The 23655-nt window shown below is 70.4% G+C and carries 23 protein-coding genes and 1 tRNA gene; 1 reads left to right on the forward strand and 23 read right to left on the reverse strand.

What is annotated here, in order from left to right:
• Nucleotides 1-9 precede the first annotated feature (9 nt).
• The 12 genes from prmC to E1293_RS05375 all read right to left on the reverse strand — a co-directional run bounded on the left by prmC (nt 10) and on the right by E1293_RS05375 (nt 13097).
• Complete coding sequence (gene prmC / locus E1293_RS05320) at nt 10-870, reverse strand: peptide chain release factor N(5)-glutamine methyltransferase (protein ID WP_132194407.1); 861 nt, start codon at nt 868-870, stop codon at nt 10-12.
• Nucleotides 871-922: 52 nt separating this feature from the next.
• Nucleotides 923-1987, reverse strand: coding sequence for a peptide chain release factor 1 (gene prfA / locus E1293_RS05325; protein WP_132194409.1), 1065 nt, complete (start codon nt 1985-1987; stop codon nt 923-925).
• 123 nt (nt 1988-2110) lie between these two features.
• On the reverse strand, nt 2111-2329 hold the full coding sequence (gene rpmE, locus E1293_RS05330; protein WP_131739562.1) for a 50S ribosomal protein L31: 219 nt from the start codon (nt 2327-2329) through the stop codon (nt 2111-2113).
• A gap of 168 nt (nt 2330-2497) precedes the next feature.
• Nucleotides 2498-3151, reverse strand: coding sequence for a response regulator transcription factor (locus tag E1293_RS05335; RefSeq protein ID WP_132194411.1), 654 nt, complete (start codon nt 3149-3151; stop codon nt 2498-2500).
• A gap of 31 nt (nt 3152-3182) precedes the next feature.
• A complete protein-coding gene (locus E1293_RS05340) occupies nt 3183-4568 on the reverse strand; it encodes a sensor histidine kinase (protein ID WP_243716034.1) in 1386 nt (461 codons plus the stop codon).
• 167 nt (nt 4569-4735) lie between these two features.
• The gene (gene rho / locus E1293_RS05345) at nt 4736-6766 is read right to left on the reverse strand and encodes a transcription termination factor Rho (RefSeq protein WP_132194413.1); all 2031 of its coding nucleotides are present in this window, start codon (nt 6764-6766) and stop codon (nt 4736-4738) included.
• A gap of 466 nt (nt 6767-7232) precedes the next feature.
• Entirely contained in the window at nt 7233-8174 is a 942-nt protein-coding gene (thrB, locus tag E1293_RS05350; protein ID WP_132194415.1) for a homoserine kinase, read from the reverse strand.
• Nucleotides 8175-9242, reverse strand: a complete 1068-nt coding sequence (thrC, locus tag E1293_RS05355) for a threonine synthase (protein WP_132194417.1) — start codon at nt 9240-9242, stop codon at nt 8175-8177. It abuts the gene before it with no gap.
• An 89-nt stretch (nt 9243-9331) separates the two neighbouring features.
• Nucleotides 9332-10636: a homoserine dehydrogenase gene (locus E1293_RS05360; RefSeq protein WP_243716035.1), complete on the reverse strand. Its 1305-nt coding sequence runs from the start codon at nt 10634-10636 to the stop codon at nt 9332-9334.
• The gene (gene lysA, locus E1293_RS05365; protein WP_132194419.1) at nt 10633-12024 is read right to left on the reverse strand and encodes a diaminopimelate decarboxylase; all 1392 of its coding nucleotides are present in this window, start codon (nt 12022-12024) and stop codon (nt 10633-10635) included. Before lysA ends, E1293_RS05360 begins: the two co-directional genes overlap by 4 nt.
• Nucleotides 12021-12713 carry a DALR anticodon-binding domain-containing protein gene (locus E1293_RS05370; RefSeq protein ID WP_132194421.1) on the reverse strand — a complete coding sequence of 231 codons (693 nt, stop codon included), beginning with the start codon at nt 12711-12713 and terminating at the stop codon, nt 12021-12023. The genes lysA and E1293_RS05370 overlap by 4 nt, the downstream gene beginning before the upstream one ends.
• A 21-nt stretch (nt 12714-12734) precedes the next feature.
• Nucleotides 12735-13097: a response regulator transcription factor gene (locus E1293_RS05375; protein ID WP_132194489.1), complete on the reverse strand. Its 363-nt coding sequence runs from the start codon at nt 13095-13097 to the stop codon at nt 12735-12737.
• Nucleotides 13098-13212: 115 nt separating this feature from the next.
• On the opposite strand from E1293_RS05375, the gene E1293_RS05380 reads away from it, so the two are divergent.
• Nucleotides 13213-13284 (forward strand) — tRNA-Arg (locus E1293_RS05380).
• Nucleotides 13285-13439: 155 nt separating this feature from the next.
• Here E1293_RS05380 and E1293_RS05385 read toward each other — a convergent pair.
• The 11 genes from E1293_RS05385 to E1293_RS05435 all read right to left on the reverse strand — a co-directional run bounded on the left by E1293_RS05385 (nt 13440) and on the right by E1293_RS05435 (nt 23642).
• Nucleotides 13440-14723, reverse strand: coding sequence for a DGQHR domain-containing protein (locus E1293_RS05385; RefSeq protein ID WP_132194423.1), 1284 nt, complete (start codon nt 14721-14723; stop codon nt 13440-13442).
• Between the two features lies 1 nt (nt 14724).
• The gene (locus E1293_RS05390) at nt 14725-15078 is read right to left on the reverse strand and encodes a GIY-YIG nuclease family protein (RefSeq protein ID WP_165978086.1); all 354 of its coding nucleotides are present in this window, start codon (nt 15076-15078) and stop codon (nt 14725-14727) included.
• A 123-nt stretch (nt 15079-15201) separates the two neighbouring features.
• Entirely contained in the window at nt 15202-16569 is a 1368-nt protein-coding gene (locus tag E1293_RS05395) for a tyrosine-type recombinase/integrase (RefSeq protein WP_132194427.1), read from the reverse strand.
• Entirely contained in the window at nt 16566-16760 is a 195-nt protein-coding gene (locus tag E1293_RS05400) for a helix-turn-helix transcriptional regulator (protein WP_132046071.1), read from the reverse strand. Before E1293_RS05400 ends, E1293_RS05395 begins: the two co-directional genes overlap by 4 nt.
• Before the next feature lie 235 nt (nt 16761-16995).
• Entirely contained in the window at nt 16996-18183 is a 1188-nt protein-coding gene (locus E1293_RS05405; protein WP_132194429.1) for a DUF3631 domain-containing protein, read from the reverse strand.
• On the reverse strand, nt 18180-19121 hold the full coding sequence (locus E1293_RS05410) for a bifunctional DNA primase/polymerase (RefSeq protein ID WP_132194431.1): 942 nt from the start codon (nt 19119-19121) through the stop codon (nt 18180-18182). Before E1293_RS05410 ends, E1293_RS05405 begins: the two co-directional genes overlap by 4 nt.
• The gene (locus tag E1293_RS05415) at nt 19109-19396 is read right to left on the reverse strand and encodes a hypothetical protein (RefSeq protein ID WP_132194433.1); all 288 of its coding nucleotides are present in this window, start codon (nt 19394-19396) and stop codon (nt 19109-19111) included. Before E1293_RS05415 ends, E1293_RS05410 begins: the two co-directional genes overlap by 13 nt.
• The gene (locus E1293_RS05420; protein ID WP_132194435.1) at nt 19393-20490 is read right to left on the reverse strand and encodes a phosphoadenosine phosphosulfate reductase family protein; all 1098 of its coding nucleotides are present in this window, start codon (nt 20488-20490) and stop codon (nt 19393-19395) included. Before E1293_RS05420 ends, E1293_RS05415 begins: the two co-directional genes overlap by 4 nt.
• Nucleotides 20490-20840 carry a hypothetical protein gene (locus E1293_RS05425; protein WP_132194437.1) on the reverse strand — a complete coding sequence of 117 codons (351 nt, stop codon included), beginning with the start codon at nt 20838-20840 and terminating at the stop codon, nt 20490-20492. The genes E1293_RS05420 and E1293_RS05425 overlap by 1 nt, the downstream gene beginning before the upstream one ends.
• A gap of 148 nt (nt 20841-20988) precedes the next feature.
• The gene (locus E1293_RS05430; protein ID WP_243716036.1) at nt 20989-21258 is read right to left on the reverse strand and encodes a hypothetical protein; all 270 of its coding nucleotides are present in this window, start codon (nt 21256-21258) and stop codon (nt 20989-20991) included.
• Between the two features lie 143 nt (nt 21259-21401).
• Nucleotides 21402-23642, reverse strand: a complete 2241-nt coding sequence (locus tag E1293_RS05435; protein WP_243716037.1) for a P-loop NTPase family protein — start codon at nt 23640-23642, stop codon at nt 21402-21404.
• Between the last annotated feature and the right edge of the window lie 13 nt (nt 23643-23655).

The following is a 23655-nucleotide window of genomic DNA, read 5'->3' on the forward strand; positions in this document are numbered from 1 at the left end:
CGCGCGCCGTCAGTCGGCGGCCAGGCGGGCGGTGACGAAGCGGTCCCGGTTGGTCAGGTCGCGGCGGTTGCGGACGTCGCGCCAGCCGTTCTCCTCGGCGAAGATCCAGTAGACGCCGTTGCCCTGCAGGTCGCTGTGCTCGACGGCCACGTAGCCGCCGGGCCGCAGCAGCCGCCGGGCGGAGCGCTCGACCACCCGGATCGCGTTCAGCCCGTCGTCGCCGCCGCCCCACAGCGCGTCGGCGGGGTCGTGGTCGCGGACGTCGCGCGGGACGTACTCCCACTCGCTCATCGGGATGTACGGGGGGTTGCTGACGACGAGGTCGACGGTGCCGTCCAGCTCGGAGAGGGCGGTGCCGAAGTCGCCCAGATGCGTCCGGACGCGGCCCCGCTCGTCCAGCTCCTCGACGTTGCGGGTCGCGTGCACGAACGCGGTCGGGTCCTTCTCCACGGCGTGCACGCGGGCGCGCGGCGCTTCGAGGGCGATCGACAGCGCGATCGCGGCGGAGCCGGTGCCGAGGTCGACGACGAGCGGGTCGCGGACGTCCATGTCGCGGAGCCGCTCCAGCGCCCAGCCGACCATCACCTCGGTCTCCGGACGCGGGACGAACACGCCCGGCCCGACCTTCAGCTCCAGATACCGGAAGAACGCGCGGCCGGTGATGTGCTGCAGCGGCTCGCCCGCCTCGCGGCGCGCGACGAACTCCCAGAACCGGGCGTCGAACGCGCTGTCGGGCACGCCGTGCAGCTCCGAGCGCCGCACCCGGTGCACGGCCGCCGCGAGCTCCTCGGCGTCGGCGCGAGGCGAGGCGGCACCCGCGTCGGCGAGTCGGGCGGTGGCCCTGGCGATCTCGTCGAGCAGCAGTTTCATGATCCTGCCCTTCGAGGGGGGACGACCCCCCACGCCCCCCGGTTCGCTGCGCTCATGACTTTTGGGCTTCGGCCAGCCGGCGTTCCAGTTCGGCGTCGACGAGCGCCTGCGTGACGTTGTGGAGGTCGCCGTCCAGCACCTGGTCGAGGTTGTAGGCCTTGTAGCCGACCCGGTGGTCGGAGATCCGGTTCTCCGGATAGTTGTAGGTGCGCACCCGCTCGGAGCGGTCGACCGTCCGGACCTGGCTCTTGCGCTCGGCGGCCGCCGCGGCGTCCGCCTCCTCCTGCGCCATCGCCAGCAGCCGGGACCGCAGGATGCGCAGCGCCTGCTCCTTGTTCTGCAGCTGGCTCTTCTCGTTCTGGCAGGACACGACCACACCGGTCGGCAGGTGCGTGATGCGGACCGCGGAGTCGGTCGTGTTGACGCTCTGCCCCCCCGGCCCGGACGAGCGGTACACGTCGATGCGCAGGTCGTTCGGGTCGATCTGGACGTCCACGTCCTCGGCCTCGGGCGTCACCAGGACGCCGACCGCGCTGGTGTGGATGCGTCCCTGCGACTCGGTCGCGGGCACCCGCTGCACGCGGTGCACGCCGCCCTCGAACTTGAGCCGCGTCCAGACCCCCTCTTCCTGGGAGGCCCTCGCCTTCACGGCGACGGTGACGTCCTTGTACCCGCCGAGGTCGGACGGGTGCGCGTCGAGGACCTCGGTCTTCCAGCCGACGCGCTCGGCGTACCGCAGGTACATGCGCAGCAGGTCGCCGGCGAACAGGGCCGACTCCTCGCCGCCCTCGCCGGCCTTCACCTCGAGGATGACGTCCTTGGCGTCGTTCGGGTCGCGCGGGACGAGGAGGTGCCGCAGCCGCTCCTCCAGCCCCTCGCGGTGCCGGTCGAGCTCCTCGGCCTCGGCGGCGAACGCCGCGTCCTCCCCGGCCAGCTCGCGGGCCGTGGCGAGGTCGCCCTCGGTCGAGGACAGCTCGCGGTGCGTCTCGACGATCGGCCGCAGCTCGGCGTAGCGCTTGCCGAGCTTGCGGGCCAGGTTCTGGTCGGCATGGACGGACGGGTCGGCGAGACGTTCCTCGATGCCCGCGTATTCGCTGATCAGATCGTCGAGATTCACGCTGTTCCTGGCCCGTTCCGGCGCGGAGACGGTCTCGGTCTCCCCGCTCGCCGACTTCGGAAGGCCCGGGGACCGTCGAGTGTCCCCGGGCCGTCCCTTGGTATCTGTCGTGCGGCGGTCGCCCTACTTGCCGGCCTTCTTCTTGCCGAAGCGCTGCTCGAAGCGCGCCACCCGGCCACCGGTGTCGAGGATCTTCTGCTTGCCCGTGTAGAACGGGTGGCAGTTCGAGCAGACGTCCGCGTGGATCACGCCGTTCTCGGCGGTGCTGCGGGTCTCGAAGGTGTTGCCGCACGTGCACGTCACGGTCGTGACGACGTAGTTCGGGTGAATCTCGGGCTTCATGGGTTCTCCTCGCCTCGGGCGGTCGCCGGGCGCCCCTCGATCTCGCATGGCGAAACCATGGAGGATGTGATGGGGCGTGAACCGGTACCGCAGCGGTTGCACCTCAAGTGTGCCAGATACGAGAACGTGGCGAGGTCGCCGGGCATTCCCGATCAGCCGCCGGCCCGATCAGCTGCCGGCGCGGCCCAGGTAGGCGAGGACCGCCATGACGCGGCGGTGGCCGCCCTGCGCGGGCTGCAGGTCCAGCTTCAGGAAGATGTTCGAGATGTGCTTCTCCACGGCGCCCTCGGTGACGACGAGGTCCCCGGCGATGGCGCCGTTCGACCGTCCCTGCGCCATCAGCCCGAGCACCTCGCGCTCCCGCGGGGTGAGCGCCTCCAGCGGGTCGCCGCTGCGGCGCCGGCCGAGCAGCTGGCCGATCACCTCCGGGTCGATGACCGTCCCGCCGGCGGCGATGCGGCGGACCGCGTCGATGAACTCCGCGACGTCAGACACCCGCTCCTTCAGCAGGTAGCCGACGCCCTCCGCGCCGCCGCCGAGCAGGTCCGTCGCGTACCGCTCCTCCACGTACTGGGACAGGACGAGGATCGGCGTGCCGGGACGGCGCTCGCGCACCGCGAGGGCCGCGCGCAGCCCCTCGTCGGTGAACGACGGCGGCATCCGGACGTCCACGATGGCGAGGTCGGGGACGTGCTCGTCGACGACGGGGAGCAGGCCGGGCCCGTCCCCCACGGTCGCCACCGTCTCGATCCCGGCGTCGCCGAGCAGCCGGACGAGCCCTTCCCGCAACAGCACCGAGTCCTCGGCGATCACTACCCGCATCCAGCCATTATCGGGGCTGCCGCGGCCGCGATCACCAGCTGCAGGGAAGATCGGCGCGGATGATCGTGGGACCGCCGGCCGGGCTGTCCACGATGAGCATGCCGTCGATCGTCGCCGCCCGGTCGGCCAGCCCGGACAGGCCGCCGTCCGGCCGCGCCACCGCGCCGCCCATCCCGTTGTCGATCACCTCGACGACCACCCAGCGGTCCTCCCGGACGACCCGGACGGACGCGCTGGTCGCGCGGGCGTACTTGGCGATGTTCGCCAGCGACTCGGCCACGATGAAGTAGGCGATGCTCTCGACCGCCGCGGGCGGCCGCTCCGGCAGGTCGACGCTCACCTCGACGGGCACGGGGGCGCGCCCGGCGAGCCCGGACAGCGCCGGGTCCAGGCCCCGGTCGGTGAGGATCGCCGGGTAGATGCCGCGGGCCAGGTCGCGCAGCTCGGAGATCGCCTCCTTGGTGCCCGAGTGGGCCTGCTCGATGAGCGCCCGCGCGCCCTCGGGGTCGTCGTTCAGCTTGGCGCGGGCGCGCCCGATGTCCATCGCGACGGCCAGCAGCCGCTGCTGCGCGCCGTCGTGCAGGTCGCGCTCGATGCGGCGCCGCTCGAACTCGGCCGCGTCCACGCCGCGGGCGCGGCTGGCCTGGAGGTGCTCCGTCCGCTTGCGCAGCGCGGCGTTCTCCGTCTGCGCGGGGCTCGGGCCGAGCATCAGCGCGGCCCACGCGGAGTGCCCGATCGCCATGGCGCGCGTCACGTACATCGCGATGACGGCGAACACCAGGCCGATGAGCGAGATCGGCAGCGCCTCCACCGGGTTGCCCGCCCAGTACGAGACGTACCCGGCGTTGACCTCGGCGCCGCCGTTCACCGCCACGACCGCCGGCAGGAACACCAGCGAGCCCGCCGCGCCCCAGGCCGTCACCGACACGACGAACTCGACCAGCGTGACGGGGAAGAAGACGGCGAGGTAGCCGAGGTCCTTCCAGGTGGCCGGGTCGCCGGCCATGCCCTTGAGCCGGGCGAACGGGTTGCGTCCCTGCGGCGGCGTCCGGTACGGGTTCGGCACCCGGACGCCGAAGGCCGCCCGGACGAGCTGCCGCTCCAGCATCGCGCCGAACCGCCAGGCGATCATCAGCAGCACCAGCAGCGGGAGGCCCACCCAGATGATCAGCAGCCCGGCGGACAGGGCCAGCCCGACGACGAGGACTACGAACCAGCCGAGCCCGAACGCCATGCTGACGCCCAGGTACAGCGCCGACCGCCAGGTCAGCGACGACTTCAGCATCGCGAGCGGATGCCAGGATCCGGTCATGACGGACGCCGTGTCCCCGCTGGCGCGCGTCGCCGCGGCCCATCGTGCCGCCGCCCATCCGATGGCGGCGCCGCCCATCCCCGGGTCTTTGCTCAGCTCGCCCACGTCGTCCCTCCGTGCCCGTTCCAACCTACGGTCCAAGCGTGCCGGGCCGGAGCCCGACCGACCATGAAGTCCGCCGCCCGATCGGGGGTGGGGCTAACCCCACCATCCTTCCCGCGAGACGGCGACGCCCCCGCCCGGTGTCCGGACGGGGGCGTGCGCGGTCGCTCTCAGCGGTCGTCGGAGACGGTCGTCTTCTGGACCTGGAGCAGGAACTCGGCGTTGGACTTGGTCTCCTTCATCTTCTCGATGAGGAGCTCCAGCGCCTGCTGCGTGTCGAGCGCGTGCAGCACCCGGCGCAGCTGCCAGACGACCCGCAGCTCCTCCGGCGCCATGAGGATCTCCTCCTTGCGGGTGGACGACTGGTCGACGTCCACCGCCGGGAAGATCCGCTTGTCGGCCAGGCTCCGGTTGAGCTTCAGCTCCATGTTGCCGGTGCCCTTGAACTCCTCGAAGATGACCTCGTCCATGCGGGACCCGGTCTCCACCAGCGCGGTGGCGAGGATCGTCAGCGAGCCGCCGTTCTCGATGTTGCGGGCGGCGCCGAAGAACCGCTTGGGCGGGTACAGCGCCGTCGAGTCGACACCACCGGACAGGATCCGGCCGGACGCGGGCGCCGCCAGGTTGTAGGCCCGGCCCAGGCGGGTGATCGAGTCGAGCAGCACGACGACGTCGTGGCCCAGCTCGACGAGCCGCTTGGCGCGTTCGATCGCCAGCTCGGCGACCGTCGTGTGGTCCTCGGCGGGACGGTCGAAGGTCGAGTGGATGACCTCGCCCTTCACCGTCCGCTGCATGTCGGTGACTTCCTCGGGACGCTCGTCCACGAGGACGACCATCAGGTGGCACTCCGGGTTGTTCTTGGTGATCGCGTTGGCGATCGCCTGGAGCACCATCGTCTTGCCGGCCTTCGGCGGCGACACGATCAGGCCGCGCTGGCCCTTGCCGATCGGCGACACCAGGTCGATGATCCGGGTCGTCAGGATGCCCGGGTCGGACTCCAGCCGCAGCCGCTCCTGCGGGTACAGCGGGGTCAGCTTGGTGAAGTCGACGCGGCCCTTGGCCTGGTCGGGCTCCACCCCGTTGACGGTGTCGAGGCGGACCAGCGCGTTGAACTTCTCGCGCCGCTCGCCCTCGCGCGCCTGCCGGACGGCCCCGGTGATGACGTCGCCCTTGCGGAGCCCGTTCTTGCGGACCTGCGCGAGCGACACGTACACGTCGTTCGGGCCGGGCAGGTAGCCGGTCGTCCGGACGAACGCGTAGTTGTCGAGGATGTCGAGGATGCCCGCGACCGGGATGAGGACGTCGTCCTCGGTGATCACCGGCTCCTCGTAGCGCTCACGGCCTCCGCCGCGCCCCCGGTTGCGCTCGCGGAACCGGCGCCCGCGCCGGCCCCGGCCGCCGCCGTCGTCATCGTCGTGCTGGCCGCCGCCGCCCTGGTTCTGACCGCGCTGGCGGCCACCGCCGCCCTGGTCGCGGTCGCCCCTGTCGCGGTCGCCCCGGTCACGGTTGTCGTTGCGGTCGCGGTTGTCGTTGCGGTCGCGGCCGCCGCGCTGGCGCTGCCGCCCGCCGCCGCCCGAGTTGCCGTCCCGGCCCTCGCGCCCGTCGCGGTTGCCGTCGCGTCCGCCCTGGGACTCGCCGTCCTCGGTGTTCTGCTCCCGGCCCTGGTCACGTCCCTGGTCGCGGCCCTGCCGGTCACTGCGCTGGCGGCCGCCGCCCTGCCGCTCGGAGCGCTCGCCCCGGTCGGACTGCCACTCGGCCTGCTCGCCCTTGTCGGCCTTCTCGGCCTGCTCCGGCTTGCCGGACTGCCCCTCGGCCGGCGCGGTGACCGGCCCGGCGGACGCGGTGGCCGGCGCGGCGTCCTCGATGGCGACCTGCTCGTCGGACGCCTCGCGCTTGGCCGCCGCGGTGCGGCTCCGCCGCGGCCGCTCGGCCTTCTCCGGCGCAGCGGCTCCCTGCTCGCCCCCCGCCGAGCCCTGCCCCTGGCCGCCCTGCTTCTCCTGGATGGCGGCGATGAGCTGGCTCTTGCGCATCCCGGTCGTGCCGGTGATGCCGAGGCTGGACGCGAGCGCCTTGAGCTCGGGCAGCACCATGGCCGACAGGCCGGTGCCCGCGCGGCGGCGCCGGGGGGTGGCGGGCTCCGCGCCGGCGTCGGCGGGTCCCGTGCTGGTTGCGTCCGTAAGGAGTTCGCTGGATTCGCTCACTAAGGGTCCTTCCCAGGGAGCGGGCGTTGGCCGGCGTTCGGCCAGACCCGGTGGTGCGGCCCGGCGGGGGCGCCGGGACGGGCTCCGCTGATCACGATGGAACCGGGATCTGCGTGTTCTGGGCACAGCCAGATGGTGGACGGGACGTTCCGCTCGTGCGTGTCCCCTGCACCGTTAGGTCCGAAGTTTCGCTGGAATGCCTGACAACGGGATGTCACGGTGTCGGGGAGCCTGGTACGCGGGACCGATACGACCGGAGGGCCGGACAGACGACGCGCGGCTGACGAGCACGCTGCCCCGAACGGGGCATCTGGTGCGGCATTCAGCCTAACATCACCAGGGCACACTGCTATTCCCCAGAGGTCGATGTCTTCGCATTTTACCTAGCGGGATCGTTGCCGAACGGGATCGGGCCGGGGCCCGCACCGGCCGGTGCGACGCGGCGGCCCCGCCCCCGGCGCGGCGGTCAGCCCCGGATCTCGGGTTCCCCGGTCATGACGCGTGCGCCGCGGGTCGCGACGTCCAACGGGTGCTCGTGCCACCCATTACCCACTTCGCGGCCCATCGAATCAAGTCGTGACGCGGTTGTGAAGGCCAGGACAGCCGGCCCGGCACCGGAGATCACCGCCGGGACGCCCGCGTCCCGCAGCCTCCCGACCAGTGCCGCGGACTCGGGCATGGCGGGCGCGCGGTAGTCCTGGTGGAGCCGGTCCTCGGTCGCGTCCAGCAGGACGCCGGCGTCCAGGCCGCCGGTGAGCGCCGCGACGAGCAGCGCGGCACGGCCGGCGTTCGCGGCGGCGTCCCCGTGCGGGACGGTCTCCGGCAGCAGCCCGCGCGCGCGCTCGGTCGCGAGCCGCTGCTCGGGGACGAGCGCCACGACCTGCGTGACCTTGGATTCCAGCCGCACCGACTTCGGCCCGTCCCACGTCGTCCAGGCGACGGTGAGGCCGCCGGCGAGACAGGGCGCCACGTTGTCGGGGTGGCCTTCGATGTCGGTGGCGAGACGCAGCGCCGCCTCCTCGCCGAGGAGGCTTCCGGCGGGGTGCAGCGCGCGGGCCGCGACGATCCCGGCGACGATCGCGGCGGACGACGAGCCGAGGCCGCGGCTGTGCGGGATCCGGTTGCGGCACCGCAGCCGCAGCCCGGCCGGGCGGGCGGGACCGGTTCCGGCCAGGTCGTCGAGGACGTCGAACGTCCGGCGCAGCACCTTGACGATGAGGTGCCGGTCGCCGCGGTCGGCGACCTCGGCGCCCTCGCCGTCCACCTCGATGGCCAGGCCGGCACCGGTCAGTTCCACCTCGACGTCGTCGTACAGCGTCAGCGCGAGGCCGAGGGAGTCGAAGCCGGGGCCCAGGTTGGCGCTGGTCGCGGGCGTCCGCACCAGCACCGGGCCTTCCGTCCAGCCCACTCAGGTGAGGCCGAGCTCGGATGCGGCGGAGTGCGCGTCCACCTTGATGACGGTGGGCGCGGGTGCGCCGGAGATGGCCCAGTCGGGGTCCTTGAGGCCGTTGCCCGTGAGCGTGCAGACCACCGTGGAGCCGGACGCGACCGCGCCCTGCTCGCTCGCCTGCAGAAGACCCGCGACGCTCGCTGCGGAAGCGGGCTCCACGAAGACGCCCTCCTCCCTGGCGAGGAGCCTGTAGGCGGCGAGGATCTGCCGGTCGGTGACCGAGTCGATGGCGCCGCCGGACTCGTCCCGCGCGGCGACGGCCAGGTCCCAGGAGGCGGGGTTGCCGATCCGGATCGCGGTGGCGATGGTCTGCGGCTTCAGGACGGGCTCGCCCTTCACGAACGGCGCCGCGCCGCTCGCCTGGAAGCCGAGCATGCGCGGGGTCCGGGACGCCGTCCTGTCGGCGGCGTACTCCTTGTAGCCCATCCAGTAGGCGGAGATGTTGCCGGCGTTCCCGACGGGCAGGCAGTGGACGTCGGGGGCGTCGCCCAGCGTGTCCACGATCTCGAACGCCGCCGTCTTCTGGCCCAGCAGCCGGTACTTGTTGACCGAGTTGACCAGCGCCACCGGGTAGTCGACGGACAGTTTCCGGGCCAGCTCCAGGCAGTCGTCGAAGTTGCCGTCCACCTGGAGGAGCCGGGCGCCGTGCACCAGCGCCTGCGCCAGCTTCCCCATCGCGATCTTGCCGTTGGGGACGAGGACCGCGCACGTCATCCCGGCCCGCACCGCGTACGCGGCGGCGGACGCCGAGGTGTTGCCGGTGGAGGCGCAGATGACCGCCTTGGCGCCGTCCTCCGCGGCCTTGCTGATCGCCATCGTCATGCCGCGGTCCTTGAACGAACCGGTCGGGTTGGCGCCCTCGACCTTGAGGAAGACCTCGCAGCCGGTCAGCTGCGACAGCCGGCCCGCCGGAAGCAGCGGCGTGCCGCCCTCCAGCAGCGTGACGACGGGCGTCGCGTCCGTCACCGGAAGCCGCTCGCGGTACTCCTCGATCAGGCCACGCCACGCGCGGGCGTTCGCGTTCACAGTCGGTCTCCTCGGATGACCTGCGTTATTGCCCCGGACCTATTCGTCCGAATTCTAGCGGGGTGCGTTCCGGCGGGGACGGGCGTCCCTCAGTCGTCGCCCTCGACGCGCATGACGCTCGCCACCTCGCGGACGATCTCGAGACCGCGCAGGCCCTCCACCGTCGACGACAGCGCCGCGTCGGGCGCGCGGTGCGTCACGACGACGAGTTGCGCCTCGGCACCCGTGCCGACCTGCCGGACCGCCTGGATCGACACCCCGTGCCTGGCGAACTCCTCGGCGACCGTGGCGAGGACGCCTGCCTCGTCGGTCACGTCCACCTGGATGTAGTAGCGCGTCACCGTCTCGCCCATGGGAAGCACGGGAAGCTTCGCGTACGTCACTTCCACAGGCCCGGGTGAACCGCCGGCCACATTCCGCGCCACCGCGACCAGGTCCCCCAGAATGGCGGACGCCGTCGGAGCGCCACCGGCCCCCGCGCCATAGAACATCAGCGAACCCGCCGACTCCGCCTCCACGAACACCGCGTTATAAGCCTCGCGGACACTCGCCAGTGGGTGCGACCTGGGAATCATCGCCGGATACACGCGAACGGACACGCCGCGGCCGTTTCGTCCACCCTCGGATGGGACCCGCTCGCAGATGGCCAGGAGTTTGACGACGCAATTCATCCCCTGTGCGCCCGCCACATCGGCGGCGCTCACCTCGGTGATGCCCTCGCGATGGACGTCCGCGGCCGTCACCGGGGTGTGGAAGGCGAGCTGCGCCAGGATCGCCGCCTTGGCCGCCGCGTCGAACCCCTCCACATCGGCCGTCGGGTCGGCCTCCGCGTAGCCGAGGGCCTGCGCCTCTTCCAGCGCGTCGTTGAAACCGGCGCCGTGCGCGTCCATCTGGTCGAGGATGTAGTTCGTGGTGCCGTTCACTATGCCGAGCACCCGGTGCACGTGGTCGCCGACCAGCGACTCCCGCAGCGGCCGCAGCAGCGGGATCGCGCCCGCCACCGACGCCTCGTAGTACAGGTCGGCGCCGCACTCCCGCGCCGCCGCGAACAGCGTGGCGCCGTCCTCGGCCAGCAGCGCCTTGTTCGCGGTGATGACCGACTTGCCGGCCTTCATCGCCGCCAGCATCAGCGTCCTGGCCGGCTCGATGCCGCCGATCACCTCGATGACGATGTCGACGTCGTCCCTGGTCACCAGTGCCTGCGCGTCCGTGGTCAGCAGCTCGGGGGCGACGCCCGCGCGCACCTTGTCGGGCCTGCGCACCGCGATCCCGGCCAGCTCCAGCGGGGCCCCGACGCGCGCGGCCAGGTCGTCGGCCTGCTCGTTCAGCAGCCGGACGACCTCCGTGCCGACCACGCCGCAACCGAGCAGCGCCACGCGCAGTCCGGGTTTCACGCTTCGACCTCCGCATCGAGCCGCAGCAGGTCCGCCGCGCTCTCCCGGCGGACGATCACGCGCGACCTGCCGTCCCGCACCGCCACCACCGCCGGCTTCGGGACATGGTTGTAGTTGCTGGCCATCGACCGACAGTACGCACCGGTCGCGGCGACCGCGACCAGGTCCCCCGCCGCAAGATCTTCGGGGAACCACAGGTCGCGCACGACGATGTCCCCGCTTTCGCAGTGCTTGCCGACAAGCCTACTGAGCATGGGCGGTGCGCCGGACGACCGGCTCGCCAGCGCCCCGGTGTACTCGGCGCCGTACAGCGCCGTCCGCAGGTTGTCGCTCATGCCGCCGTCCACGGAGACGTACGTGCGCAGGCCCTCGACGTCCTTCACCGTCCCGACCTCGTACAGTGTGACGCCGCCGGGACCGATGATCGCCCGTCCCGGCTCCACCGTCAGCCGCGGCATGGCCAGGCCGTAGGCCCTGCACTCGCGCGCGACGATGTCCCGGAGCCCGTCCGCCATCGACTTCGGGTCGTGCGGCTCCTCCCCCGGCACGTAGGCGATGCCGTAGCCGCCGCCGAGGTCCAGCTCCGGAAGCTCGATCCCGTGCTCGTCCCGGATGGCGACCAGCAGCTCGGCCAGCCGGTGCGCGGCGACCTCGAACCCGTCCACGTCGAAGATCTGGGACCCGATGTGGCTGTGCAGCCCGACCAGCCGGAGCTGCTTGAGCTCCAGTACCCTCCGGACCGCCTCCAGGGCGGCCCCGGAACTCCTGGAGAACCCGAACTTCTGGTCGTCGTGAGCGGTCGCGATGAACTCGTGGGTGTGCGCCTCGACCCCCGTGGTGACGCGCACCATCACCTTGGGCGCGGCCCCCATCTCCTGGGCGAGGTACGCCACCCGCGCGATCTCCTCGAACGAATCCAGCACGATTCGCCCGACCCCGGCCTCCAGCGCCTTCTCCAGCTCCCAGGACGCCTTGTTGCTCCCGTGCAGTGTGATGCGCTCCGTGGGGAAGCCCGCCGCCAGCGCCACGGCGAGCTCGCCGCCGCTGCACACATCGAGCCCGAGGCCCTCCTCGTCCAGCCACCGGGCGACCGCCGTGCACAGGAACGCCTTGCCCGCATAGTGGACGTCCCCGTCGTGGAACGCCGCGGCATACTCCCGGGCCCGGCTCCGCACGTCCTCCTCGTCGTAGACGTACAGAGGCGTCCCGTACTCCTGCGCCAGATCCCTGACATCGACGCCGCCGACCGTCAGGACACCGTCCTCCCGCTTGGCGCTCCGCGGCCAGACCTCGGGCGCCAGCGCGTTCAGGTCGTCCGCCGGCCCGGCCGGATGGTCCTCCGGCAGGACGTCGGCGTGCCGCGGCCCAGCAGGGTGTACTCGACTCATATCCGCTCTCTAGGGGTCTCACCGATCATGTTCAGCCCGTTGCCGAGGACGACCTTGACGGCCTCCGCCAAGCCGGCCCGTCCCGCGTGCACCGCCCCGGGCTCCTCGTCGCCCAGCGGCACCGCGGGACACCGCTCGTGCACCTCGTGGTACGCCCCGGCCACTCTCTCCAAACAGAACATCAGCGGCCGGGCATCCCGTTCCCGCTCCGCCTGTTTCGCCCGTCCCGGCACGTCCCCCAAGAAGCCCACTAGCTCGATTTCCTGAGGGCCGGCCTCCAGAGCCCCCTTGGAGACACCGCACGCCTCAGCCCAGCGCCCGACCCAACAGGCCCGCGCATAGGCGTACCGCACCGAGAACCCAGGATTGTCCAACGTCCGCGGCCACTCTCGCCACCCGCCCGCCGGCACCTGGGCGACCCCGTAACGAGGATCACCCAGAATCTCCTCGACCAGCTCCCCGGCGGCCACCACGACCCGCACGAACCCGGGCCCGGCGACGACGCCCCCGACCCGCCGCGCCAGGACGCCCGGATCGATCCCCAGCTTCAGCGCCACAGGGCTCTCGAAGACCCCGCCCCCGCGCCCGTAGACGACGACGCTCTCCGGTACGCGGACGTCGATCTCCCCCTCGGCCACGGCGTCCCGCACCGCACGTACAAGGGCGTCGCCCACACCGCCTGGAGTCACCCTGGTGAGACTATCCGACCACTATCTGGACACCGCGGCCAGTTTTCGCACCGTCTGGATCAGCTGATTGGGGTCGAAGGGCTTGGTGACATAAGCGTCGACGCCGATCTCGTGGCCGCGCCGCACATCGTGCTCCTGCGCCCGCGCGGTGATCATCACGACCCGGATATGGGCGGTTCCCGGGTCCTCCCGCAGGCGGACCGCCGTGACCCATCCGTCCAGCCGCGGCATCATCACGTCGAGCGTGATGACGTCCGGCCGCGCCTCGGCCACCTTCTCCAGGCAGTCCTGGCCGTCCACCGCGGTCGACACCTCGAACCCCTCCAGTTGCAGGTTCACGGCGATGAGCTGGCGGATCACCTCGTCATCATCGACGACCAGCACGCGTCCCAGTGGCTCGGTCACGGCCTCGAAGTTAGCCCACTCCACCCCCCGGGCGCACGGCGAACGGCCACGTGCGCGTCACCCTGCCAACCCTGGTAACCTCATACCGCGTCGCGCCCCCTTAGCTCAGGGGATAGAGCAACGGCCTCCGGAGCCGTGTGCGCAGGTTCGAATCCTGCAGGGGGCACCCCAAAACGATCAGCCGGTTTCCGCCTTTGACCTGCGGAAACCGGCTCTCGTCATTCAGGGGCCATGTGACATCAGATGCCACCACTGGACGCCGTATGCCACGGCGCGTGTTCCATTTGTGTTCCGGCCGACCAGTCGCCTAGCGGACGGTGGTCAGGCAACTGGCGGGGGCAGCTGGTAGCCCGGCTCCCCCTTCATCGAGGCCAGGGTCACGCGAAGCTGGTCCCTGGTCTCGGCCGGGTAGCGGTCGGAGGCACCCGCCAGAAGGTAGGCGATCAGCTCAGCCGCTCGGAGGTAGTTCTCGTTGCGGGCGATGATGCGCTCGCCGCTGGCGTACACGAGGATGTTCTTCCACAGGTCGCTGCTCATATCCCAGTCGATCTTGTTGATGCGCTTGACCGCCTGGGACTCCTTCACGCTGTAGCGGCGCGCGGCGATCAGCAGACCGCGCACCAGGGCGATGTGGGTCGCCGGCTTGACGAGAAGGTTGTTGGCCTCCTTGGTGCGCAGTTGCGTGATCTTGTCGGGGTTGTCGATCGCCTCCTTGAAGACGCTGATGTATTGCAGGAGCAGCCCCCACCAGTGGGAGACGTTCTCGTACGCCTTGTCGAGCTCTTCGACACCGGGCCGGATGATGCGATCCCTTTCCTCGAAGTGGAAGCTGTACTCCTTGCAGATGGCCTTGACGGTCTCGTAGACGGCGCTGACCGTGGTGAGCTGTGCGCTCCTGTCCCCCAGAGTGTTGCTCTTCCAGTTGACGATGAGCTCGCCCTTCACGGTGTCCGTCACCCCGAGCGGCTCGCCCGCTGCGAGAAGCTTCCGGGTGAGGATGGCGTATCCGTCGTCCTCGCTGGTGATGATGTTGTCGCTGCGGCCAGTCGGCTTGGCCGACTTATTGATCTTGTTGAAGATCCGACGCGTGGTCTCGTTGTTGATGAACGGAACGAAGATCACCGAGAGTTCGTCATCTCGGACGGCACTGACGAAATCGCCGTTGATGTCCTTGTCCTTGTCGTCCTTGCGGTTCACCACCAAGCGCAGGGCCGCCCAGCGGTGCTGGCCGTCCAGCACGATGAGGTCGCCCCCGTCGATGGTCAGGACGCCCATCTGTCCGATGACGCCCATATATGCGGCCGGAGTGTCGTCCTTGAGCCACTTACCGAAGTCCTCGTAGGCGAAGGTCGCCGGCTCGTAGACCAGGATGATGATGGAGCCGAAGAACCGGTCCGGTGAGTTGGCCAGGTAGGGAACCAGCTCGTCCCGTACGCGCTTCTCGTTGAGCTTGCGCTGCAGCCGTTCCTCGATGCTGAGGTTGGCCCAGTCGTCGCCCTTGCTGGCGGCGCGCGCGATGGCCGCGAGGTCTGAGGCACGGAGCTTGGTGTTGTAGAACTCGATCGAGCCCATCTTGCCCTTGATAGCGGGCACGGTGTTGGCCATGTCATGTCTCCTTGCACGTGGTGTAACGGATGTCGTTGCAGAGGGGCTCCAAGTCGCGAATAAGTCGCCGCTCAAGGTCCATCTGCTCGATGCCCTCGACGAGGATCCAGGCGAAGTCGATCACTCCGACCGGGTGCCGCAAGGCGTAGCGCAGTTGAGGGTTGTGGCTGTAGTCGTGGTGGGTGTCGAAGCGGTCGTAGAGGTCGTCAGTCCGCCCGATGTACAGGCACCCCCGAAGGTCATAGATGAGGTAGACCCCTCCTCTCTGCGGTAGATCGAAGGAGTAGCTCGGCCGGAAAGGCACCTGCCCATCAAGCTTCAGGGGCCCGACACGCAGGCGCACTTCTCGATCCACCAGAGCCCTCCCAGTGTTTGCACAAACACGATGGCTGTTGACCGTACTCTAGTTTGCGCAAACAGTCAACTCGTTGTCGCGAATCGAGCCGAGGGAGCCTCCACCCTCGGGCAGCTAAGGCCGTTAGCCGCCGAGGGCGTCGTCTATGCGCGCCTCCCACACGTGGTCGTGACCGGCGATGACCTTGGCGTAGATCTTCAGCAGCACCTCCACACTGTGGCCTGCCCACTCGGCGACCTGGGTGGGCGGGACGCCGGCATTGAGCCGTAGGGAGACGCCTGCGTGCCGTAGGTCATACGGGCGCCGGGCGAGGTCGGACGCCTCCTCGGCAGGCGTCAGGGCGAGCGTGCGCGCCTTGTGCCACGTGCGCCCGTAGCCGGACGGGAGGAGCACTCCCCCGCGCTCCGTGCGGAACAGGCGGCCGTCTGGGGCGACCCCATAGCGGTTGATGTGGTCCCGCAGGATCCTCACGAGTTCCGGCGGGATCGGCACGGGCCGCTTGGCCCTACGGTTTCGCCCTTTGAGCCCACGATCGTCGTGGTACTCCCCCGAATCAGTCCACTCGGTTCCGACCGATGGCTTGGAGCTGGCGAGCATCAGCCGTCCCCATCCCGTCGCGGGCAACTCACAATCGGATTCGCGCAGAGAGACAACCTCGCCGGGCCGCATCATCGCGTAATAAATGCACGCGAAGAACGCGACCATTCGAGGGCCTCGCCGAGGTCCGGCGTAGCTGACCGCCGTGAGGAGTTCCGTCATTTGGCGCGGCGAAGGGACGACGGTCGGGTCTACTTCTTCCCACACGCCGTCTTCTTCGGTCGGCTTCCAGTCGAGACCGTCGATGGGGTTCGATGCAAGGCGCTTCCGCTGAACGGCGTACTTGAGCACGTTGTAGAGAACGCGGCGGCGCCGGGTGTAGTAGCTCGCCGCGGCCGGGGTCCCGTCGAGCTTTCGAGCACACGCGCCGAGGGCAAGCGTGATGCCCTCAAACTCGGTGAGGTCGGCCAGCAGTACGGATGCCTTGCGGACCCAATTGAGCGCGGCGGCCACCTCGGCGGGTTGGTCGGCATCGCGCCGGTTCTTGTTGTACTCCCAGCGGCGGAGCGCATTCCGCAGCGTCTCCGAGTCGGGCGCGCCCTTGTGGTTCGCCGTGAGCGCGACTGTGACGGCGGTGAGCGTTTCAGCGATGGATATTCGTTGTTTGGCGGACACCTTCCCCCATCGGTCGTCTACGTAGTCCCGCGCATGCTGGTACCAGCTCACGGACAGGACCGCGCGAATCATGGACTCGGGTAGCCCGCTCTCGATGTCGAATGCCTCGCCGCGCCGCGCGGCTTGGATGAGTTCCGACTTGTAGCTGTTGGCGAGTTCCTGCGTAGTGAACGGCTTGGTCTGGACCTTGCCACCCACTCGCCACCGAAGGGCGTAGGGCCGTTTCCTGCCCTTCTTTACCGTGACGTTCCAGAACCGGACGTCGTAACTCTTGTTCACGCGGCCCTCTCTTCAAGGCTGGAAAGCCAGTTCTCGAAGTCGACTCGGCGGATTCGAAGCTTCCGGTTGGGCAGGACGGTGCAGGGCGGCGTCTTGCCGAGGGCGCGCCACCGTTGCCAGGTGCGACGTGTGATGTCGAGTTCTTCGAGGATTTCGGGGACCGTGATCCACTTGCTTGACCTCTTGGCCATAGCGGGAATGCACCTCCGCGGAGCGGCGTGAGTGGGTGGGATGACCTCCACCGGCGGCGGGCTTGGTGGCTTGTGCGCCGGTGTAAGCGTGGCGGTGGTGGGAGGGGTAGCCGTACCAGCCGTACCAGCCTCTTTTTTGCTGGTCAGGTGCGGTACGGCTTGGCGGGTGGTACGGCTTGAGCCGTACCAGGGGGCGGGCGTTGGTACGGCTTGAGCCGTACCAGTCGGGCAAGCCTCATTGGGTCTGACCTGCGGTGTTGAGGCTGGTACGGCTGGTACGGCCTACCCCCGGCAGGGATAGGACGGTGGCCGGGCCGGTGTCGCCGGGCGGGGTGTCGTCGGTGGGGCAGTAGCGCGCCCATGCGTCGGTGAAGTCGGCGCGGCGGTAGCCCTTGGCTTGTCCGGTCTGGAATCGGATGGTGTCGGATCGGATCTCGTATTCGCGCAGGATGGTGCCGAGTTTCATGGCGCTGAGTCCGTTGGGTCCGTAGTCGCCCCAGGGCGCTTCCGGTTCGGCTTTGAGCCGGTCGAGTAGGACGGCGGTCGGTAGGGCGGTATCGGTGCCGAATGCGGTCCGGCAGTCGGTGAGCAACCGCAGGCGGGTGGACATTTCCCCGTTGTCGTCAGCGTCGGCGGTGAGGGCGACAACGGCGGCGCGGGCGCGGTCGGGCCAATGGGCGCCGGCGTGGTCGGCGACGGCGACGAGGGGTTCCCAGGTGTCGGCGGCGCGGTCTTCGACGGGCATGGGCGGTTCGGCCGCTTCGAGAGTGGCGAGGTTGGCGCGCAGCCATGCGGCGAGGTCGGCGGCGAGTTGGCGGAGCGGTGGGCGGTCGCGGCGGTGCCGGAACGGGGCGACGGTTTCGCCGGGGCCGCGGCGGCGCATGCGGATGACGACGGCGCGGTCCTCGATGGTGTCGGGCATGGCGCCGATTCCGGCGAGTGCGGCCATGGCGAATGTGGGGATGGACTCGACTCGGTTGGCGTTGGCGTCGTACCGCTTGGCCGGGCGGTTGCGCTGGTGTCCGGCGTTCAGCAGCCCGCGCAAGTCCTCGTTGCCCTCGGCTTTCGGGCCAAAAATGGTGTCGGCTTCGTCCACGAGCAGGGTGGGCGGGTCGTCGGTGATGGACCGGTAGACCGCAGCCGGGGAGGAGTTCACGGTGATGAACGGGGCGTGGCACGTGGCCTCCACCACGTCCAGCAGCCGGGATTTTCCGCACCGCTTTTCTGGGGCACGGATGACCAGACGCGGGGCGTGCGGCCAGGCGGGTTGCGCGTGCGTGGCGGCGATCCACAGCGTGACCGCGTCGGCGGCCTGCGAACCCGGCAGGATCACGTACCGGGTGAGGGCGGCGCGCAGCGAATCGAGCAGCGCGGCACCGTCCACCGGTTGACCGTCCGAGGTGGCGGGGTTGGGTGTGGTCATGCTGCGTTCCCCCTGGTGATGGTGCGCGGGTTGCGGGCGCCGGCGGCGAGCGCGGAGCGGATGGTGGCGCGGGCGTCGGCGGGTGTGAAGGCGTTGGGGCCGGTGCAGAAGTGGACGGCGGCGGCCTCGTACAGCACCGACCCGGCGAGATCGGCGTCGAGAGCGCCAGCGCCGGCGAGGCGGCCGAGGTTGTAGGCGGCTTTGTTGAGCGCGTGGTTTCGGCCACCGGTCACCGCGTCGGTGACCCGTTCGGCTTCCCCCTTGAGTGCCGCTTGGACGTAGGCGGGCAGGTCGGCAACCGTCCCGGCAACGTTCGGGGCACCCAAGAGGGGAGCGGGCGGCGTGGTGAGCAGGTGGGCCAGCCACGCGGGGAGCGGGGCGGGCGCGGTGTCGTGGGCGATGCGGTAGGCGCCGGCGCCGTCGGGCAGGTCCACGTAGCTGCCGGGCGCCACGACGTAGCCGCCGGCGGCGCGGGTGTCGATGAGCCAGCCCAGACCGGTGCGGTACCGGCCGGTGGTGTTGCGCAGCCGGGCGCCGCGCGGCGCGGTGAAGTACAGGTGCGTGCCGCCGCGGCGGGTGGTCACGGTGAAGGTGTCGAGCGGGAACGCCTCGCCGTGCCGTTCGGCGAGGACGGCGAGCACGTCGGCGCCCTCGTTGACGCCCGGCATGTCCCACTCGGGCGGCGGGGTCTCGCCGGGCTTGGGCGTGTCGAGGTCGACCACCACCAGCCCGGACGGGCCGCACGCAACCGCGACGTTGAACGCCGGGCCGCGGCTCCAGAACGCGCGGATCCGGGCCGGGTCGGTGGTGGCGTTGGCCTCCCAGTCGGTGAACCGTGGCAGGGGTTGCTTGTCACCGGGGCGCAGCGGGAACACCTGCCAGCCGCGCGCCGCGCACGCCAGCGCCGCGGCGGCGAGGTTAGTGCTCAAAATCGGCATGTGCGGCCCATCCCCCGGCAGGTGGAGCAGAAGGTGACGCGGGCGAGGAACTCCACGGGCGCATCGGGGCAGAGCGCTTCCCACTCGGCGGCCGGGGTGCTGATCACGGCGAGGTCGTCGCGGGCCAGCACAATGAGTGCCTGACCACGTGGCAGCGGCAGGACCGCGACCACGGGAATGGTGCCGATGCCACGGACGTAGATCGCGTGGCCGCGGCGGAGTTCGGCGGTGGTCCGGGTGACCGCCGCCGGGCTTTTGGTTGGGCGCGTCATCACGCTGCCCTCCCGGTGTCCGGGGTACCGCTGGCGCACGGCGGACCGGCCACGGTCGGTGCGGTCTGCGCAGCAAGCGCGCGGGCGGCATCAGTGCTCATCAGCCCTTGGTCGGCCCAGACCTGGAACAGGTCGGTCTGTCCCTCCCGCGGTGCGGGGCAGGATGAGCAGAGCCGCCCGGCGACCGTACCGGGCTTGATGGTGCTGCTGCCTGCGGGTTTCCGTCCCCACTTGCAGTTGGTGATGCCGAGGTCGGCGGCCTTCTGTTCCAGGGATCGGATGCGGTAGGCGGTGCGGGGGTAGAAGAACTCGATTTCGTCCAGCTCACCGGGTTTGGCGTAGGAGCCGCACAGGCACTCGGCGGACATGTGTAGGTGGTCGGTGACCTCGTTGCGGGGCAGCATGAAGCGGCGCTTGTACTCGGTCATCTGGGCGTTGGTGAAGTGCACGATGGGCGAGCACCACACGATGCCGCCTTGCGGGTCGATCTCTTCGGCGTTGCGGAACCGGCGATCGGACTCACCCCACCGCATCCCCGCGAGATAGAGCACTTTGCGGGTCCGGCCGGACTTGCCACCGAGGATGGTGGCGCGGTTGCGCTGCAACGGCTCGTCCTTGAGCCGCCGGTACATCACCTTGTGTCCGGCAGGGCCAGGGAAGCCGAGCCAGACTTGACGCCGGCCGGCGTTGGGGCCAGTGCGGGCGATGACCTTGCCGAGCACGAGGTCTTCGTAGGAGTCGCGGGGGTGCAGCTCACGCAGCGGCAGACCCCAGGCGGCGGCGGTGTCACGGACGTATTGGCGAGTGTCCTCGATCCCGATGCCGGTGTTGACGTGCACCATGCCGTCATCGGGTGAGGAGTCCAGATAGCCGCGGACCAGGTGCGCCAGGACGGTGGAGTCGTTGCCACCCGACACCAGCGCCTGCCGCGCGATGATCGGGTACCGGTCGAGGGCCTCGCCGATGATGTCGTGGCTGCGCTGGATGGCCTCATCCAGCGTCCGCGCCGGTGGCGGCACGTCGGCTTTTGCGGGCTGCCCGCCGACGGTGTCGGGCATGCCGGGCAGCATGGTCGCGGTGACGATGCGGCGGCCCATCACGCCTCCTCAGGAAGGATGATCAGGCCCTCGGGCGTGAGCACGAACTCGTGTCCGTGCTCGCACGTCCACAGGTCGCCGAGGGCGTCGGGGGCGAGCGCGGCCCAGCAGGTGACCTCGGTTCGGCAGTACGGGCAGTCGGGGCCGTCGGTGACGGGCCAGCGGACGGTGGGGATGGAGAAGTCGGCGGGGCAGGCTCGGCAGCGCCAGACGTTGACCTCAGCGCCGTCGGCCATGGTGGCCGGGCCGATCCATGCCACGTCGGCGGGGCGCTGGCACGTGGGGCAGTCAGGTCCGGCCAGCAGCGGCCATTGCTCGACAAGCGGGAGTTCGGGCGGGTTGTGCGTCATGATGGATGGACCTCCATTTCGCGGGTCCTCGTTGGGGCACGTGAGCGGTTGGGTAGGGCGGTCCGGCGGCGTGCTTGGTGGCTTGTGCGTCGGGCCGCCCGTCTTGCTGTTGGGCGGTCGGCGGCGCCGTCGGGGGCCGGTCGAGTGGTCAGCGGCGGTTGCGGTCGAGGTTCTTAAGGTGGGTCCAGATCCGGCGGCCAGCGCGCAGTTGCGCGCCGCGGCCTCCGCAGCGGTTGCAGTAGCGCCAGGCGCGGCCGGACGGGGAGCGGAACCGTCCCGCACCCTGGCATTTACGGCAGGCCCGATACGGCCAGATCACGCAGTGGAGCAGGTAGCCGGCGGCGGCGAGCGTGGCGAGCAGGAGCCACATGCCGGTGGGGTGGGCGGTGTGGCTAGCGGTGGCGAGTAGGGGGCTCACAGGTGCCTCCCGGGGCGGTTTTTGGCATGGGTGCAGGTAGGGGTCGCTAGATGCTTGATCACAGGTGGGGATGGGTGTGGGTCGCTAGCCGGGCCGCTAGGTCTAGCGGTGGGGGCCGCTAGACCTAGCGGGCCGGTCGGGTGTCACGGGGTGACGTTGCCGCGGTCGTTGAGAGCGTCGAGGATGTGTGCGGCGGTGATGCCGCGGCGGTTGGTGCCCTTGCCGGTTTCGTCCTGTCCCCAAAGCTGCGCGGTGGTGATGCCGTAGGGCTTGAGGGCGGCGGTCAGTTGCTTGGCCTTGCCGGTCGGGTCGAGGTCGTTCCATGCGCCGTAGACGGTGGGGCGTAGCTCGGCAAGGCGGGTCACGATGACCTCCGACCACACCTTGTCCTCGCCGGGCAGCAGCACGGCGGCGACGTCGTCCAGCAGCGAGGAACCGTCCTCGGCACCCGGGGTGGTGGTGTCCTCGCCGATGGCGTAGCCGGTGAGGGTGCCGGCGTCCTTGCGGGCGGCGCGGGCGCGGTCGGCAATGCGATCGGCAGTGGGGCCGTCGAGGTAGTAGCCACGGGCTATCTGGGGTTCGTCGGCCTCGCCAGCGAGGTAGCCGATGCCGCGGTCCTGCTTGGTAAACGTGGTGGCCCGGATGCCGTTCTTGTACATCGAGGTGCCGAGGATCATGTCGTTCTCCAACTGGCCCATGACCCGCAGGCAGAACCGGATGCCCACGTTCGCCGAGATGCCGGTCGGGAGCGAGTCCTTGTCCGGCCGCTGCGTGGCGAGTAGGAGGATGACGCCGAGGGCGCGGCCACGCTTGATGATCGCGGTGGCCAGTTCACCAGCCTCTTTGCCGTATTCGGGGTGGGAGAACAGCTCTTGGCACTCGTCCACCACGAACACCAGCGGCCCGAGCCCGTAGGTTCGGCTGGCCGCAAGCTGCGGGGTGACCTTGTTCTCGGGGCGGACGTCCTTGGGCAGCCCGGCCAGCGTCTTCGCGCGCCGTTCCAGGTTCTTGTACACCTCGCGGAGCGAGGCGAGGCACTCGCCGATGGTGACGTCGTCGGGACCGGACCCGTAGTGGTGGGCGACCTTCTCGGCGAAGTCCAGGTCACCGGTGCCCTTGAGTTCGAACACGCGTAGCTGCGCGGTCGGGTCGAGGGCGGCGGCCAGCAACGGGACCTTGAGCGCGAACGTCTTGCCGGCGCCGGGCATAGCGCCGATGAGCATGTTGGCGTACATCAGGGTGAGGGTGACCGGGCGTCCGCGCTGGTCGGTGCCGAACGGGATCGCCTTGAACACGTCGGCGGTGGTGCCGGCCTTGACCAGCGGCCACACCGGCGGGCGGACCTGGTTCATGTCCTGGTCACCAACCCACAGCACCAACCGCCCCGCGTGCTGGTGATGCGCGGGTTCGGGCCACACGCACCCCAGCGGCCGGCGCAGCCCGGACGCCAGGCGGTCACGGCGTTCCATGATGTCGGTCGCCGTGACGCCGTAGGGGAGGTCGACCTCGGCGCGCCAGCCGGGGCCGTCACGGGTGATCGGGGCGGGGAAGGTGATCCCGGACCCGCCCTTGCCGACCGCCTTGTTGATCTCGGCATTGCCTAGCGCGGCCAGTGCCCGCACCACGATTTCAGACGTGAGCTTGGGTGCCTTGGACGAGACAACGGCGGTGTCGAGGATGCGGCGGTCGGTCGGGGTGCCGATCCACCCCAGCAGCAGCACGAGCGCTGCCAGGACGGCGGTTTGGGTGACGCCACCGGCGGCGGCCACCGACGCGGCGGCCAGCCCGGCACCGACCACACCCGCGCCAGAGATGAACAGGCGGGACCGGACGCGGTCGTTACGCTCGCCCATCAGCTTCAAATACGACTCGTCATTGCGGCGGTCGATGGCGTGTGTGCGCAGCGGACGCGACTCCAGATCGAATGTCCACCGCCACGTACCGGCCACCACTCGGTACAGGCCACGCGGCGAGCGTCCGGCCAGCCGCAGGGAGTACAGCGGGACCCGGACGGCGTGGTAGCCGGTGACGTGACCGGCGTACCCGACCGCCCACCGCACGGTGGCCTTGGCCTCGCTCGCATCGCGCAGCCACGGCGCGATGATCGGACGACGCTGTGCACGCTCACCGGTCATCCGGCGGGCGCGCACGTCCGGACGGAACGTGTCCGGACGGTCCACCAGCACGCGGCCTTCAAGCGCCTCGCCGTCGTCCCCGTCCGCGTCGTGGTCTCCAGCGTCGCCGAATGGCATGGGGCGCGGCGGGTCGGTCGGCGGGTTACTGGCCCCACCGTTGCCGGGTGCGGCGGCCGGGGCGTCGAGGTCGGGCGCCGAGTCGGCGGGGTGGTCGGCGTGCTGAACGGGCAGGCGAACGACTTCGCCCATGGCCTTTGCGTGG

This window comes from Actinomadura darangshiensis (assembly GCF_004349235.1).
GTDB lineage: Bacteria > Actinomycetota > Actinomycetes > Streptosporangiales > Streptosporangiaceae > Spirillospora > Spirillospora darangshiensis.

Bases quoted from the DNA above. Each gene is read 5' to 3' on its own strand.
- lysA (WP_132194419.1), bottom strand. From the start codon at position 12,024: ATGAGTCGAGTACACCCTGCTGGGCCGCGGCACGCCGACGTCCTGCCG.
- E1293_RS05385 (WP_132194423.1), bottom strand. From the start codon at position 14,723: ATGGCCAACACCGTGCCCGCTATCAAGGGCAAGATGGGCTCGATCGAG.
- E1293_RS05405 (WP_132194429.1), bottom strand. From the start codon at position 18,183: ATGACCACACCCAACCCCGCCACCTCGGACGGTCAACCGGTGGACGGT.
- E1293_RS05335 (WP_132194411.1), bottom strand. From the start codon at position 3,151: ATGCGGGTAGTGATCGCCGAGGACTCGGTGCTGTTGCGGGAAGGGCTC.
- E1293_RS05400 (WP_132046071.1), bottom strand. From the start codon at position 16,760: ATGGCCAAGAGGTCAAGCAAGTGGATCACGGTCCCCGAAATCCTCGAA.
- E1293_RS05435 (WP_243716037.1), bottom strand. From the start codon at position 23,642: ATGGGCGAAGTCGTTCGCCTGCCCGTTCAGCACGCCGACCACCCCGCC.
- E1293_RS05420 (WP_132194435.1), bottom strand. From the start codon at position 20,490: ATGGGCCGCCGCATCGTCACCGCGACCATGCTGCCCGGCATGCCCGAC.
- rpmE (WP_131739562.1), bottom strand. From the start codon at position 2,329: ATGAAGCCCGAGATTCACCCGAACTACGTCGTCACGACCGTGACGTGC.
- E1293_RS05410 (WP_132194431.1), bottom strand. From the start codon at position 19,121: ATGCCGATTTTGAGCACTAACCTCGCCGCCGCGGCGCTGGCGTGCGCG.
- prmC (WP_132194407.1), bottom strand. From the start codon at position 870: ATGAAACTGCTGCTCGACGAGATCGCCAGGGCCACCGCCCGACTCGCC.
- E1293_RS05425 (WP_132194437.1), bottom strand. From the start codon at position 20,840: ATGACGCACAACCCGCCCGAACTCCCGCTTGTCGAGCAATGGCCGCTG.